Consider the following 13,273-nt stretch of genomic DNA (forward strand, 5'->3'; position numbering starts at 1 on the left):
TTTATGCAGTTAAATAATTGAAAATTCATTTTATTGATTAATAAGACGGTAGTCAGAGACGAGAAAAAACCTGCTTATAGCAGGTATGTTCTATTTTGCTTTCGGTTTTTTCGTTGTATTGAGCAGCAAGAAACGATTTTCCATTGGTTGTTGCAAGGGATAGACTCAAACCAAAGCAATACGGTGGAAAATTTAACCATGAGTGACGTAATCAAAAAGTTCCTGAAGCTGGAGGCCGCCTCCGGAATTATTCTGATCATGGCTGCCATGCTGGCAATGATTTTAGCCAATACCGCGCTGGCTGGCGGGTATCAGGCGTTTCTCGATACGCCGGTGCAGGTGCGCATCGCGGCCCTCGACATCAACAAGCCGCTGCTGCTCTGGATCAACGATGGCTTTATGGCGATCTTCTTCCTGCTGGTTGGTCTGGAAGTGAAGCGTGAAATGCTGGAAGGGGCGCTCTCCTCTCGGGTGCAAGCGACTTTTCCGGCCATCGCGGCGGTGGGCGGCATGCTGGCTCCGGCCTTGATCTACGCCTTTTTCAACTATTCGGATGAAGTGGCGCGCGCTGGCTGGGCGATCCCGGCTGCGACCGACATCGCCTTTGCCCTCGGGGTGATGGCGCTGCTTGGCAAGCGGGTGCCGGTGAGCCTCAAGGTATTCCTGTTGGCGCTGGCCATCATGGATGACTTGGGTGTTATCATCATCATCGCGCTTTTCTATACCCAGCAGTTGTCGCTTGAGGCGCTGGCCATCGGTATTCTGGCAACCCTCACCCTGCTTTGGATGAATCGCCGTGGTGAGGACAGGATCAGCCTTTACATGCTGGTTGGTCTGGTGCTCTGGGTTGCGGTGCTCAAGTCTGGCGTCCATGCGACCCTGGCGGGTGTAGTGGTGGGCTTTATGGTTCCGCTTAACGGCAAGCGTTACGCCTCGCCGCTCAAGTATCTGGAGCATCAACTGCACCCCTGGAGTGCCTATCTGATCCTGCCGCTGTTTGCCTTTGCCAACGCCGGGGTATCGCTGGAAGGGATTGGTCTCTCCTCCCTGCTGAGTCCGGTACCTATGGGGATCATGCTGGGGCTGTTTATCGGCAAGCCGCTCGGGGTGTTCACCATCAGTTGGCTGTCGGTCAAGCTGGGCATCGCCCAGTTGCCGCCCGGGGTCAACTTCAAGCAGATTTTTGCGGTCAGCATCCTCTGTGGCATCGGGTTCACCATGTCGATGTTTATCGCGTCTCTCGCCTTCGAGCACGGTGGCCTGGATTACGGCAGCTACTCTCGCCTCGGGATCCTGGTGGGCTCCACCATGGCGGCGGTAGTCGGCTATCTGGCCTTGCGCATGGCCCTTCCCAAGGGTGAAGGGGAACAGAGTACGGAGGGACTATGAAGCTGCATACAGGGTTGTTGATGCTGTTGTTGAGCCCCGCGGCATGGGCCGGCGGGCTGGAGGATTGCAAGCAGGACGCCACTTCGGCGAACTGCTCTGCCTATCTCAACGGGGTGGTAGACAGCGCCCTGCTGCTGGGGGACAAGCAGGCCAAGGCGCGCTTTGGCGAGACCTTCTCCGAGCGGGCGCTGAGCAGCCGGGCTGGCGAGATGGTAAAGCGTTCCAACAAGCGTTATTGCGCTGACCGGATGCCTGACAAGGCACGCCTCAAGGCCACTCTGATGGAGCAGTTTGGCGCGAACAAGGTTGACTCGGTTAGCGACATGTATGACATTCTGGCGGTTGAACTCAGCTGCTACCGGAGTCCGCGTCAAGCGGGAACCCCATCGGATGTCACACCTTAACTACAACCATCTCTACTATTTCTGGATGACTCAGAAGAAGGGCTCCGTTACCCAGGCAGCGGAAGCCCTTTTTTTGACCCCGCAGACGGTCACCGGCCAGATCAAGCTGCTGGAGCAGCGCCTCGGTGGCAAGCTGCTCAAGCGCAAGGGACGCTCCCTTGAGGCAACCGAGCTGGGCCAGCTGGTATTTCGTTATGCCGACAAGATGTTCAGTCTCTCCTACGAGATGCTCGATATCGTCAACTACCGCAAGGAGAGCCAGATCCTGTTCGACGTCGGCATCGCCGATGCCCTCTCCAAGCGCCTTGCCAGCCGCGTGCTGCTCTCTGTCATCCCCAATGATGGCTCCATCCACCTGCGCTGCTTCGAATCGACCCACGAACTACTGCTGGAGCAGCTGAGCGAGCACAAGCTCGATATGATCCTCTCCGACTGTCCGGTGGACTCCAGCCAGCATGCGGGGCTGCTCTCCAAGCGGTTGGGCGGCTGTGGCGTCAGCTTCTTCTGCAAGGCGCCATTGCCCGAAAAGCCCTTTCCCGCCTGTCTGGAAGAGCGCAAGCTGCTGATCCCCGGTCGCCGTACTGCCATGGGGCGTCAGCTGACCCAGTGGTTCGAGCAGCAGGGGGTTTCTCCCAGCATTCTTGGCGAGTTTGATGATGCTGCCTTGATGAAGGCGTTTGGCTTCTTCAATCAGGGCATCTTCATGGCTCCCACCATCTATCGGGAGGAGATCCTTGAGGGGGAGGGGGTGATGCTGATCGGGGAAACCCAGGATCTGATGGAGGAGTATTACGTCATCTTCGCCGAGCGGATGATCCAGCATCCGGCGGTGAAGCGGGTCTGTGAGAGCGATTTTACCTTTCTCTTTTCCGGGCAGGAGAATTTTTCCGCCATCCAGCCGGCCACCCTGTCGTTTTAAAACGACTCGTCACCACGTATCATCGGCGATCAGTGGTAGAGGAGAGATGTGATGCAACTTGAAGAGATGGAAGCCAATGCGAGTAAAGCGGTGGCCTTGCTCAAGGCGCTGGCCAACGAACGGCGGCTGTTTATTCTGTGCCAGTTGCTGGAGCGCGAACTGTCGGTGGGGGAGCTCAACGAGCGACTGGGATTGAGTCAGTCGGCCTTGTCACAGCATCTTGCGCTGCTACGGCGGGATGAGCTGGTGACGACGCGCAAAGAGGCCCAGACGGTCTACTATTCGCTGCGCAGCCATGAGGTGCGTGAAATGATCAGTTTGCTGCATCGACTTTATTGCAGCGCAGATAAATAAAAAACCGGCACTAAGGCCGGTTTTTTCAGCTTTGATCAGCAGAAGCTGATTAAGCCATAGCTTTGATCTGGGCAGACAGGCGGCTCTTGTGACGAGCAGCTTTGTTCTTGTGGATCAGGCCTTTGGTCGCCATACGATCCATGATCGGCTGAGCAACAGCGAAAGCGGCAGTCGCAGCAGCTTTGTCGCCAGAGGCGATAGCAGCGATGACTTTCTTCAGGTAGGTACGGGTCATGGAACGACGGCTGGCGTTGTGCTGACGGCGTTTTTCTGACTGAAGAGCGCGCTTCTTAGCAGATTTGATGTTAGCCAAGGTAAAACTCCTAAAACTGTCTTAGCGAGTGTATTGAAAAGGCCCGGAAATATGCCCTTCCAACCACATATTGTCAAATGATTTGTGCAAATAAACACCGCCTCCCGGTGGTGTGTCAGTAGGGAGACGGTTAAACTGTCGGCCGATTCTAGCAGCATTCTTTTCATTCTGACAGTTCCAGAGGCCTCGTCTTGAGTAAGAAATTGATCAAATCCGGCATGATAGTGTCCGGAATGACGCTGGCATCCCGCGTAATGGGCTTGGTTCGCGATGTGGTCATCGCAAATCTGCTCGGTGCCGGGGTAGCCGCCGACGTCTTCTTTTTTGCCAATCGCATTCCCAACTTTCTGCGTCGTCTGTTCGCCGAAGGAGCATTTAACCAGGCCTTTGTTCCCGTGATGACGGAGTACAAGAAAAATGGCGACGAGGGGGAAGTGCGTGAATTGCTGGCGGCGGTGGCGGGCACACTGGGGGGGATAGTGACTGTGGTCACCCTGCTCGGTGTGCTGGGGTCGGGTGTGCTGACCGCGCTGTTTGGCTGGGGCTGGTTCTGGGACTGGTTGCATGGCGGCCCTGCGGCCGAGAAGTTCGAGCTCGCCAGTCTGATGCTCAAAATCACCTTCCCTTACCTCTGGTTTATCACCTTTACCGCCATGGCGGGGGCCATCCTCAATACCTTCGGCCGCTTTGCGGTCTCGTCGTTTACGCCGGTGTTTCTCAACATCACCATGATTGCGGCGGCCTGGTGGATTGCGCCACTGATGGACAAACCTGAGATCTCGCTGGCAATTGGTGTCTTTTTGGGCGGTTTGGTGCAGTTTTTGTTCCAGTACCCCTTTTTGCGCCAAATCAACATGCTGGTATGGCCCAAGTGGGGATGGAATCACCCTGGGGTGGTGAAGATCCGCACCCTGATGATCCCCGCCCTGTTCGGGGTTTCGGTCAGCCAGATCAATCTGCTGGTCAACACCATGCTGGCTTCTTTCCTCGCGACCGGTGCCATTAGTTACCTCTACTATTCGGATCGCCTGCTGGAGTTCCCCCTCGGGCTGTTTGCGGTAGCCATCAGTACCGTGATCCTGCCTGCGCTGGCGAAGAAGCATGTGGATGCCGATCCGGCCGACTTCTCCCGCACCATGGATTGGGGGGTGCGGATGGTAATGCTGCTCGGCCTGCCCGCCATGATAGGCATTGCGGTCATGCGCGAGCCCATTTTGCGAGTGCTGTTCATGCGCGGCGAATTTGGTCTGCATGAAGTGAGCATGTCGAGCGCCAGTCTGTTGGCCTCCACTACCGGTCTGCTCTCCCTGATGCTGATCAAGGTGCTGGCGCCCGGTTACTACGCCCGTCAGGACACTAAGACGCCGGTGCGGATCGGGGTGATGTCGATGATTGCCAACATGGTCTGCAACCTCATCTTCATCTACCCGCTCGGTTACGTGGGGTTGGCGCTCTCGACCGCCTGTTCGGGTACCCTGAATGCGGCTTTGCTGTTCAAGGGGTTGTATCAGCAGAGCGTCTATCGTCCTTCCCGCCATACCGGCGTGTTCTGCCTCAAGCTGCTGGTCGCCAGCGTGCTGATGGGGGGCGTGCTCGCCTATCTGTCGCCAGACTTGGCCCAGTGGGGGGCATGGAACATGGGTAAGGCCAGTTTGCAGCTGACCATGCTGCTGTCGCTGGGGGCTGCGGTCTATGCCGTAGTGTTGCTACTGCTGGGCATTCGGCCGCGTCACCTTAAATCGGGGCAGCAGTAGTCGTGATCCTGCGGTGCCATGGGGATAGTGCCTCATGGCGCCGCAGATGGGCGGGCTTGGGCTCGGATAGTTGAAATCAGGCTATGAGGGCTGACCCTGCCTGCTGCCTGATATATAATCCGCCGATTTCCATGGCAGCAACGCACAAGGCACTGATGGAGCTTATTCGCGGCATTCACAATCTCAAGCCCCGTCACCGGGGATGTGTATTAACCATTGGCAACTTTGATGGGGTTCATCAGGGGCACCATGCGGTATTGGCACGTCTCAAGGAGAAAGCGGCCCAGCTGGGATTGCCCGCCTGCGTCATGCTGTTCGAACCGCAGCCGCTGGAGCTGTTTGCCGGCTCAGCTGCGCCCGCCCGGCTGAGCCGCTTGCGCGAGAAGTATGAAGCGCTCAAGAGTCTGCATATCGACCGCATGCTCTGCGTGCGCTTCAGCCACCGCTTTGCCGAGCAGGCGGCCTCGACCTTCATCGAGCAGTTGCTGGTGGAGAGGCTCGGGGTGCGCTATCTGGTGGTTGGCGACGATTTTCGCTTCGGCAAGGGGCGGGAAGGTGACTTTCACCTGCTGGAGGAGGCGGGCCATCGCTTCGGCTTCGAGGTGATCAGTACCCAGAGCTTCCAGCTCGAACGGCAGCGGGTCAGCAGCACCCTGGTGCGTGAAGCACTCAAGGCGGGCCGGATGGCGGAGGTGGAGCTGATGCTTGGCCGTCCCTATACCATCAGCGGCCGGGTGGCCCACGGCGACAAGTTGGGGCGCACCATAGGTTTTCCCACCGCCAATCTGGCCCTCAAGCGCCAGGTGATCCCGGTCGGTGGCGTGTTTGCGGTGGAAGTGATATGTTCCGGCAAGACCTTCCCCGGTGTAGCCAATGTGGGTGTACGGCCGACCTTGAGCGGTACACAAGCCAGATTGGAAGTACATCTATTTGATTTTTCTGGTGATCTATATGGTCAGCAGGTCAAGGTGCTGCTTCGCCACAAGCTGCGCGAAGAGCAGAAGTTTGCCTCTTTCACTGCCTTGAAAGAGCAGATCGAACGAGATGCCCTGGCGGCCCGAGCCTGGTTCGGGCTGCCACAATTCAATTTACCCAGCACTCTTTTAGAAAAGAAGGGAACCCAGGACTGATGAGCGACTATAAACACACCCTGAATCTTCCGGAAACCGAGTTTCCGATGCGTGGCGATCTGGCCAAGCGCGAACCCAACATGCTGAAACGTTGGTACGATCAGGATCTCTACGGCGCTATTCGCCGCGCCAAAGCGGGCAAGCCTTCTTTCATTCTGCATGATGGCCCCCCCTATGCGAACGGCAACATTCACATCGGTCACTCGGTCAACAAGATCCTCAAAGACATCATCATCAAGTCCAAGGGACTCTCCGGTTTCGATTCCCCCTATGTGCCGGGTTGGGATTGCCACGGTCTGCCTATCGAACTGAAAGTAGAAGGCATGGTCGGCAAGCCGGGCGAGAAGGTTTCCGCTGCCGAATTCCGCGCCGAGTGCCGCAAATACGCCAAGACCCAGATCGAAGCGCAGAAGACCGACTTCATCCGTCTGGGTGTGCTGGGCGACTGGGAACACCCCTACCTGACCATGGATTTTGGCACCGAAGCCAACATCATCCGCTCCATGGCCAAGATCGTTGAAAACGGTCACCTGCACAAAGGTTCCAAGCCGGTGCACTGGTGTACCGATTGCGGCTCCGCGCTGGCTGAAGCCGAAGTTGAGTACTACGACAAGAACTCTCCCTCCATCGATGTGCGCTTCAAGGCTGTTGATGAGGCGACAGTTGCCGCCAAGTTTGACTGCGCCGAAGGCCACACCGGCAAGGGCCCGATCTCTGCGGTGATCTGGACCACTACCCCGTGGACCCTGCCGGCCAACCGCGCCATCGCCATGCACGCCGATCTGGATTACGCACTGGTGCAGGTTGAAGGTGAGCACCCCGAGCGTCTGATCCTGGCCGCCGAGCTGGTCAAGGATGTGATGGATCGCGCCGGTATCGAGAAGTTCCACAATCTGGGCTATGCCAAGGGTGCCGCGCTCGAGCTGCTGCGCTTCAACCATCCCTTCTACAGCTTCGATGTGCCTGTGGTACTGGGTGATCACGTTACCTTGGATGCAGGTACCGGTGCCGTTCACACCGCACCTGGCCACGGTCAGGAAGACTTCGTGGTCGGTCAGAAGTACGGTCTGGAAGTGGCCAACCCGGTTGGCAGCAACGGTGTTTACCTGCCGGATACCGAACTGTTTGCCGGCCAGCATGTGTTCAAGGCCAATGCCTCCGTGATCGAAGTGCTGACCGAGCGCGGCGCCCTGCTTCATCACAAGGTGTTCAACCACTCCTACCCGCACTGCTGGCGTCACAAGACCCCGATCATCTTCCGTGCCACCCCGCAGTGGTTCATCAGCATGGAGCAGAAGGGTCTGCGCAAGCGCGCACTGGAAGAGATCGAGCGCATCGAGAAGGACGGCATTGCCCAGCAAGGCCAGAGCGGCTGGGTACCGGCCTGGGGTAAAAACCGCATTCAGGCGATGGTCGAGAACCGTCCTGACTGGTGTATCTCCCGTCAGCGCACCTGGGGTGTGCCCATCTCCCTGTTCGTCCATAAAGAGACCCAGGAACTGCACCCGGAATCCGTGCGCCTGATGCACGAAGTAGCCAAGCGGGTCGAGCAGTCCGGCATTCAGGCATGGTGGGATCTGGACAAGGCCGAGCTGCTGGGTGCCGATGCAGACATGTACGACAAGGTGCCTGACACTCTGGACGTCTGGTTTGACTCCGGTTCTACCCATGCCTCAGTGGTTGATGCCCGTCCCGAGTTCAACGGCAAGCCAGCCGACATGTATCTGGAAGGTTCTGACCAGCACCGTGGTTGGTTTATGTCCTCCCTGATGATCGGCGTGGCCATGAAAGACAAGGCTCCCTACAACCAGGTGCTGACTCACGGCTTCACCGTGGATGGTCAGGGTCGCAAGATGTCCAAGTCCATCGGCAACGTGGTCAGCCCGCAGGACGTAATGAACAAGCTGGGTGCAGACATCCTGCGTCTGTGGGTAGCGAGCACTGACTACACCGGCGAGATGACTGTCTCCGACGAGATCCTCAAGCGTTCTGCCGATGCTTATCGTCGTATTCGCAATACTGCCCGCTTCCTGCTGGCCAACCTGAACGGCTTCAATCCGGCGACCGACATGGTGGCGCCTGCCGACATGGTGGTTGTGGATCGCTGGGCTGTGGGTCGTGCCAAAGCGGTACAGGCCGAGATCATGGCAGCGTTCGATGAGTACAACTTCCACGGCGTAACCCAGAAGCTGATGCAGTTCTGCTCCATCGAGATGGGCTCCTTCTATCTGGATGTCATCAAGGATCGTCAGTACACCGCCAAGGCTGACAGCCTGGCCCGTCGCTCTTGCCAGACCGCCCTTTATCACATCGCCGAGGCCATGGTGCGCTGGATGGCGCCGATCATGAGCTTCACCGCTGATGAAATCTGGGCCCTGCTGCCGGGTGAGCGCGGCGAGTTCGTCTTCACCGAAGAGTGGTACGACGGCCTGTTCGGGCTGGAAGCGGGTGAATCTCTCAACGACGAGTTCTGGGCCGAGATCCTCACCGTGCGCGGTGAAGTGAACAAGGCACTGGAAGTGGCTCGTGGCGAGAAGCGCATCGGCGGCTCCCTGCAGGCCGAGCTGACCCTGTTCGCCAAGCCGGAGCTGGCTGCACGCCTGAATGCCCTGGCTGATGAGCTGCGCTTCGTGCTGCTCACCTCCAAAGCCAAGGTTGTGGAGGCTGACACTGCGCCGGAAGGCTCTGTGGCGACCGAGCGTGATGACCTGTGGCTGAGCGTGGCCCAGTCTGCTGCCGCCAAGTGCGACCGCTGCTGGCACCATGTAGAAGATGTGGGCACCATCGCGGGTCACGAAGAGATCTGTGGTCGCTGTGTGACCAACGTTGAGGGTGACGGCGAACTCGTCAATTTGCCTGATGAACATGACTCAACATAAAAGCGGCCTGCGTTGGCTGTGGCTGGCAGTGCTGGCCTTTGTACTGGACCAGGCGAGCAAGCTCGCCGTGGTCAAGTTGCTGCCATTTGGTTACCCGGGGGTGGAGATCACCCCCTTCTTCAACCTGGTTCACGTCTACAACAAGGGCGCCGCATTCAGCTTTCTGGCTGATCAGGGGGGCTGGCAGCGCTGGTTCTTCGCGGTGCTGGCTTTTGCCATCTGTGGATTGCTGATCCACTGGCTGCGCAAGCAGTCGGTGACCCAGCGTTGGAGCGGTATCGCCTATTCACTCATCATCGGCGGCGCCCTCGGCAACGTCTTTGATCGACTGGTGTTGGGCCATGTGGTCGATTTCCTCGACTTCTACTGGCAGCGTGCGCACTGGCCGGCATTCAATCTGGCCGACAGCTTTATCTTTATCGGGGCCGCCATGATCGTGCTGGACGGTTTCCGTGGTGAGAAAAAGGAGCAGGCATGAGCCAGCAGATCACCGCTAACAGCAGCGTGCTGTTCCACTTCTCCATCAAGCTGGAAGATGGCTCGGTTGCCGACAGCACGGCGCTGCACGGCAAACCTGCCCGCCTGCGGATGGGCGATGGCAGCCTGACCCCCACCTTCGAGCAGTGCCTGCTGGGGCTGCGCGAAGGGGAGAGCAAGAGCTTCACGCTGGCGCCGGAGCAGGCGTTTGGCCTCTCCAATCCCGACAACATCTACCATCTCGACCGTGCCAAGTTTGGCGCCGATGTGGAGCCAAAAGTTGGCACCATCATCCTGTTCGATCAGCCCAATGGCAGCGAGTTGCCGGGCATCATCCGGGCAGTTGCCGGGATGTCGGTGACGGTCGATTTCAACCATCCGCTGGCCGGTCATACCGTCACCTTCGAGGTGGAGATCCTGGGCGTTGATGATGAGGAGAAGGTGCATTAATGGATATTCTGCTGGCTAACCCCCGTGGCTTCTGCGCCGGTGTCGATCGCGCCATCAGCATTGTCGAGAGCGCGCTGGAGAAGTTTGGGGCCCCCATCTATGTCCGTCACGAAGTGGTGCATAACCGTTATGTGGTGAACAAGCTGAAAGAGGCTGGCGCAGTCTTCGTCGAGGAGCTGGACGAGGTGCCGGATGACAGCATCGTCATCTTCTCTGCCCACGGCGTGGCCAAGACAGTGCGTGAGATGGCCAAGTCCCGCGCCCTCAAGGTATTCGATGCCACCTGTCCGCTGGTGACCAAGGTGCATATGGAGGTGCATCGTGCCAGCCGCAAGGGCTCCGAGGCTGTGCTCATCGGCCACGCCGGTCACCCCGAGGTGATCGGGACCATGGGGCAGTACGAGAATCGCGAAGGCGGCATGTATCTGGTGGAGACGCCTGAAGATGTGGCCAAGCTCAAGGTGAAGAATCCGGATGACCTCTGCTTTGTCACCCAAACCACCCTGAGCGTGGATGAGACCTCTGACGTCATCGATGCGCTGCGCAAGCACTTCCCCAAGATCCAGGGGCCGCGCAAGGACGATATCTGCTACGCCACCCAAAACCGTCAGGATGCGGTGCGGGAGATGGCGGGGCTGGTGGACGCCATGCTGGTGGTGGGGTCTCGCAACTCTTCCAACTCCAACCGTCTGCGCGAGCTGGCCGAGAAGGTGGGTGCCAGAGCCTATCTTATCGACGATGCGTCGATGATCGAGGCGAGCTGGCTAGAGGGCGTGAAGGCGATCGGCGTCACTGCCGGTGCGTCCGCTCCCGAGGTGCTGGTGCAGTCCGTGATTGCACGCCTGCGGGAGTTGGGTGGCAATGTCGTCGCCGAGCATCCTGGCCGTGAAGAGAACGTGGTGTTTGAGGTACCACCCGAGCTGCGGATCCTCTGATCCCTGTCATCTCGCTAGATGTCGGTTTATTGCCAAAGCCACCTCGTTGAGGTGGCTTTTTTGGTCCCAACGAGTCCTTTGTGCATGTTCGCAACCAGATCGCAGCAAAAATTGATGATGTAGCTCGAACTTTTGCATTGCCGGGATTGAAACCCCAAGTGCCCGGCATAGACTGCCAGCAAGCCCTTATTCTGGCCTAGCACACATGGAGTGTGTCTGTCCTCCTGGAATAAATCAGAGCGAAACAGGATGTTTTTGCGTTCAGGTTTTAGCCTTATCGAGCTTATGGTCACCATAGCGCTCGTCTCTTTGTTACTCACGTTGGGGGTTCCTTCCTTCAACGCTTTGCTGCGCACTATTTCTCTCAATACTCAGGCTAACAACTTTGTTGCGGCCATCAACCTTGCCCGCTCAGAAGCCATTCGCCGCAACACGGTAGTGACCCTCTCCGCCTCTGCCGATAACCTGACCCAGCATCACTGGGAGGCTGGCTGGCAGATCTGGGTCGATGGCAACGGTAACGGCATACTGGATAATGGTGAGTTGTTGCGAGGCTTTCCCGACATGGGGGGCGGGGTATTGAGCAGTAATACCTCCCTGCTGCGTTTTAATAGCGAGGGTTTTCTTGATGGCCGCACTCCGTTGGCACGGGTATTTTCCCTGCGTCCTGATGAGTGTCGGAATGAGCCCTCCCGTGATATCAACATCACAGTGGCTGGTCGCCCTTCCATTACCGAGGCTAGCTGCCCATGATGCGAGAACGGGGTTTGTCACTGCTTGAAATCATGATCTCGGTACTGGTGCTCTCCATCGGTATTCTGGGCATGGCGACTCTGCAACTGCAGGCTCTCAAGAGTAACCAGTCGGCGCTGACGCGTACCGAGGCGACCCAGTATGCATACATGATCAACGACATGATGCGGGCTAATCGCAGCGCGGCTCTGAACGGGCAATACAATATCGACTTGGGCGAAACTGTCTCGGGTAGCTCTATGGCGGTTCAGGATCTGCAACACTGGAAGCGGGTCGTAGCCGAGCTACCAGGTGGCGATGGCGCCGTATCGGTCAGTGCCGGAAGGGCCACCATCACTATTCAGTGGGATAGCAGTCGGCTGTCGACTGATCCTGCGTCGCGCAGCATGATCCTGAGGACGGACCTATGAGCAGGAGCGGTTTGCCGCTACACCAGCACGGGATCGGCTTGGTCGAGGTGATGATCGCCTTGGTGCTCTCGCTGATAACGGTGGGGGTCATGATTCAGGTGTTTCTCGGCAATCACAAAACCTATCTCACTGGCGAGGCCATTGCCCGGGTGCGGGAAGATAGCGGATTTGCCACCAATCTGCTGCAAAAAGAGCTGCGTATGGTGGGCTATCAGGGGTGTCTCAGCAAACAGGGGGTTAATATCACCAATACCCTCAACAACAGCACAGCACTGCCCTACAACTTCACCACTTTTTTGCGTGGTTACGACAATGTAACGGCAACTTTACCAACTGCGCTGTCTGCTCTGTTCAGCGGCTCCGAGCCCAGACCCATGCCGGGTAGCGATATCCTGTTGGTTCAGGGGCCGGTTGGGGTTGGGGTTCCGCTCAGTCGTGATAATCATAACAGTGCCGCCCAGCTGTTTGTGCAGCAGCTATCCAGCAAGGCCGACTATTGTGGTTCCGGCGCACAGGGTTATAGCGATCTGTGCGAGGGAGATATCGTCATGGTCTCCGACTGTCAGAAGGCCAGAATATTTCAGGTCACCAAAGTACAGAGCGTGGCAGGGGGGCGTGAGGTCAATATCGTCCACTCCAATGACAACAAATATACGCCAGGCAATGCCAGCAGTTCCTGGGGGGGGGCCAGCAGCCCACCCGAGGAGCGATTCGGTCTTGGCTCGGTCGTGAACAGGGTGGAAACCCGTCTCTACTATATCGCCCGCCCCTCTGCCAGCAGCCCCTACGCGCTTTATCGCAAGAACGGGGTGGCTGCAGGTATGCCCCTTATCGAAGGGGTGGCCAATATGCAACTTACATTCGGCGAGGATCAGAACCGGGATCGGGCGGCAGATCGCTATGTGAGCGCCGCCAGCAATCCAAACTGGAACAATGTACTGGGGATTGGAGTACAGCTTCTTATGCGCAGTAACCAAGGCAATGTGGTGTCGTCTCCGCAGGCCCTTAGCTTTGCCGGAGCCACCTTCCGGGCGAACGATCGCAACTGGTACTGGGTCGCCGAAACCACAGTTGCGCTGCGCAACCGGCTACCTTGAGGAGCCCAG

14 protein-coding genes are annotated in these 13,273 nt (G+C 57.9%); 13 read left to right on the plus strand and 1 reads right to left on the minus strand.

The window, feature by feature from the left end; translation table 11 throughout:
• The first annotated feature begins 198 nt into the window (after window positions 1-198).
• Genes nhaA through ACTG2S_RS04725 form a run of 4 tightly spaced genes read left to right on the plus strand, consistent with a single transcriptional unit; the run spans window position 199 to window position 3,066 of the window.
• Entirely contained in the window at window positions 199-1,389 is a 1,191-nt protein-coding gene (gene nhaA, locus ACTG2S_RS04710) for a Na+/H+ antiporter NhaA (protein ID WP_064338810.1), read from the plus strand.
• Entirely contained in the window at window positions 1,386-1,793 is a 408-nt protein-coding gene (locus tag ACTG2S_RS04715; RefSeq protein ID WP_042053339.1) for a hypothetical protein, read from the plus strand. Before nhaA ends, ACTG2S_RS04715 begins: the two co-directional genes overlap by 4 nt.
• Window positions 1,780-2,712 carry a transcriptional activator NhaR gene (gene nhaR / locus ACTG2S_RS04720; RefSeq protein WP_005340434.1) on the plus strand — a complete coding sequence of 311 codons (933 nt, stop codon included), beginning with the start codon at window positions 1,780-1,782 and terminating at the stop codon, window positions 2,710-2,712. Before ACTG2S_RS04715 ends, nhaR begins: the two co-directional genes overlap by 14 nt.
• 51 nt (window positions 2,713-2,763) lie before the next feature.
• Window positions 2,764-3,066 carry an ArsR/SmtB family transcription factor gene (locus ACTG2S_RS04725; RefSeq protein ID WP_013724128.1) on the plus strand — a complete coding sequence of 101 codons (303 nt, stop codon included), beginning with the start codon at window positions 2,764-2,766 and terminating at the stop codon, window positions 3,064-3,066.
• Window positions 3,067-3,115: 49 nt separating this feature from the next.
• On the opposite strand, the gene rpsT is transcribed toward ACTG2S_RS04725, so the two are convergent.
• Window positions 3,116-3,379 (minus strand): 30S ribosomal protein S20, encoded by a 264-nt coding sequence (gene rpsT, locus ACTG2S_RS04730; RefSeq protein WP_005308808.1) that lies wholly within the window; start codon window positions 3,377-3,379, stop codon window positions 3,116-3,118.
• Between the two features lie 191 nt (window positions 3,380-3,570).
• Between rpsT and murJ the strand changes: the two genes are divergently transcribed.
• From murJ to ACTG2S_RS04775, 9 genes are all read left to right on the plus strand, one after another.
• Window positions 3,571-5,133 carry a murein biosynthesis integral membrane protein MurJ gene (murJ, locus tag ACTG2S_RS04735; RefSeq protein ID WP_201947054.1) on the plus strand — a complete coding sequence of 521 codons (1,563 nt, stop codon included), beginning with the start codon at window positions 3,571-3,573 and terminating at the stop codon, window positions 5,131-5,133.
• A 155-nt stretch (window positions 5,134-5,288) separates the two neighbouring features.
• The gene (ribF, locus tag ACTG2S_RS04740) at window positions 5,289-6,263 is read left to right on the plus strand and encodes a bifunctional riboflavin kinase/FAD synthetase (protein WP_193860737.1); all 975 of its coding nucleotides are present in this window, start codon (window positions 5,289-5,291) and stop codon (window positions 6,261-6,263) included.
• Window positions 6,263-9,142, plus strand: coding sequence for an isoleucine--tRNA ligase (gene ileS / locus ACTG2S_RS04745; protein WP_439982063.1), 2,880 nt, complete (start codon window positions 6,263-6,265; stop codon window positions 9,140-9,142). Before ribF ends, ileS begins: the two co-directional genes overlap by 1 nt.
• Window positions 9,123-9,620 carry a signal peptidase II gene (gene lspA, locus ACTG2S_RS04750; RefSeq protein ID WP_005340447.1) on the plus strand — a complete coding sequence of 166 codons (498 nt, stop codon included), beginning with the start codon at window positions 9,123-9,125 and terminating at the stop codon, window positions 9,618-9,620. The genes ileS and lspA overlap by 20 nt, the downstream gene beginning before the upstream one ends.
• The gene (gene fkpB / locus ACTG2S_RS04755) at window positions 9,617-10,069 is read left to right on the plus strand and encodes an FKBP-type peptidyl-prolyl cis-trans isomerase (RefSeq protein WP_279499029.1); all 453 of its coding nucleotides are present in this window, start codon (window positions 9,617-9,619) and stop codon (window positions 10,067-10,069) included. Before lspA ends, fkpB begins: the two co-directional genes overlap by 4 nt.
• Entirely contained in the window at window positions 10,069-11,004 is a 936-nt protein-coding gene (ispH, locus tag ACTG2S_RS04760) for a 4-hydroxy-3-methylbut-2-enyl diphosphate reductase (RefSeq protein ID WP_279499030.1), read from the plus strand. The genes fkpB and ispH overlap by 1 nt, the downstream gene beginning before the upstream one ends.
• Before the next feature lie 249 nt (window positions 11,005-11,253).
• Entirely contained in the window at window positions 11,254-11,757 is a 504-nt protein-coding gene (tppE, locus tag ACTG2S_RS04765) for a type IVa pilus pseudopilin TppE (RefSeq protein WP_100646794.1), read from the plus strand.
• A gap of 14 nt (window positions 11,758-11,771) precedes the next feature.
• On the plus strand, window positions 11,772-12,167 hold the full coding sequence (pilV, locus tag ACTG2S_RS04770) for a type IV pilus modification protein PilV (protein WP_272950156.1): 396 nt from the start codon (window positions 11,772-11,774) through the stop codon (window positions 12,165-12,167).
• Window positions 12,164-13,264, plus strand: a complete 1,101-nt coding sequence (locus tag ACTG2S_RS04775; protein ID WP_201947061.1) for a PilW family protein — start codon at window positions 12,164-12,166, stop codon at window positions 13,262-13,264. Before pilV ends, ACTG2S_RS04775 begins: the two co-directional genes overlap by 4 nt.
• Window positions 13,265-13,273: the final 9 nt, after the last annotated feature.

Source organism: Aeromonas sp. 82P, from assembly GCF_051919365.1.
GTDB classification, from domain to species: domain Bacteria; phylum Pseudomonadota; class Gammaproteobacteria; order Enterobacterales; family Aeromonadaceae; genus Aeromonas; species Aeromonas veronii.

What these genes read in the sequence shown, in the direction of transcription:
- nhaA (WP_064338810.1), top strand. Translation starts at nt 199, where the DNA reads ATGAGTGACGTAATCAAAAAGTTCCTGAAGCTGGAGGCCGCCTCCGGA.
- ACTG2S_RS04715 (WP_042053339.1), top strand. Translation starts at nt 1,386, where the DNA reads ATGAAGCTGCATACAGGGTTGTTGATGCTGTTGTTGAGCCCCGCGGCA.
- nhaR (WP_005340434.1), top strand. Translation starts at nt 1,780, where the DNA reads ATGTCACACCTTAACTACAACCATCTCTACTATTTCTGGATGACTCAG.
- ACTG2S_RS04725 (WP_013724128.1), top strand. Translation starts at nt 2,764, where the DNA reads ATGCAACTTGAAGAGATGGAAGCCAATGCGAGTAAAGCGGTGGCCTTG.
- ribF (WP_193860737.1), top strand. Translation starts at nt 5,289, where the DNA reads ATGGAGCTTATTCGCGGCATTCACAATCTCAAGCCCCGTCACCGGGGA.
- ileS (WP_439982063.1), top strand. Translation starts at nt 6,263, where the DNA reads ATGAGCGACTATAAACACACCCTGAATCTTCCGGAAACCGAGTTTCCG.
- lspA (WP_005340447.1), top strand. Translation starts at nt 9,123, where the DNA reads ATGAACATGACTCAACATAAAAGCGGCCTGCGTTGGCTGTGGCTGGCA.
- fkpB (WP_279499029.1), top strand. Translation starts at nt 9,617, where the DNA reads ATGAGCCAGCAGATCACCGCTAACAGCAGCGTGCTGTTCCACTTCTCC.
- ispH (WP_279499030.1), top strand. Translation starts at nt 10,069, where the DNA reads ATGGATATTCTGCTGGCTAACCCCCGTGGCTTCTGCGCCGGTGTCGAT.
- tppE (WP_100646794.1), top strand. Translation starts at nt 11,254, where the DNA reads ATGTTTTTGCGTTCAGGTTTTAGCCTTATCGAGCTTATGGTCACCATA.
- ACTG2S_RS04775 (WP_201947061.1), top strand. Translation starts at nt 12,164, where the DNA reads ATGAGCAGGAGCGGTTTGCCGCTACACCAGCACGGGATCGGCTTGGTC.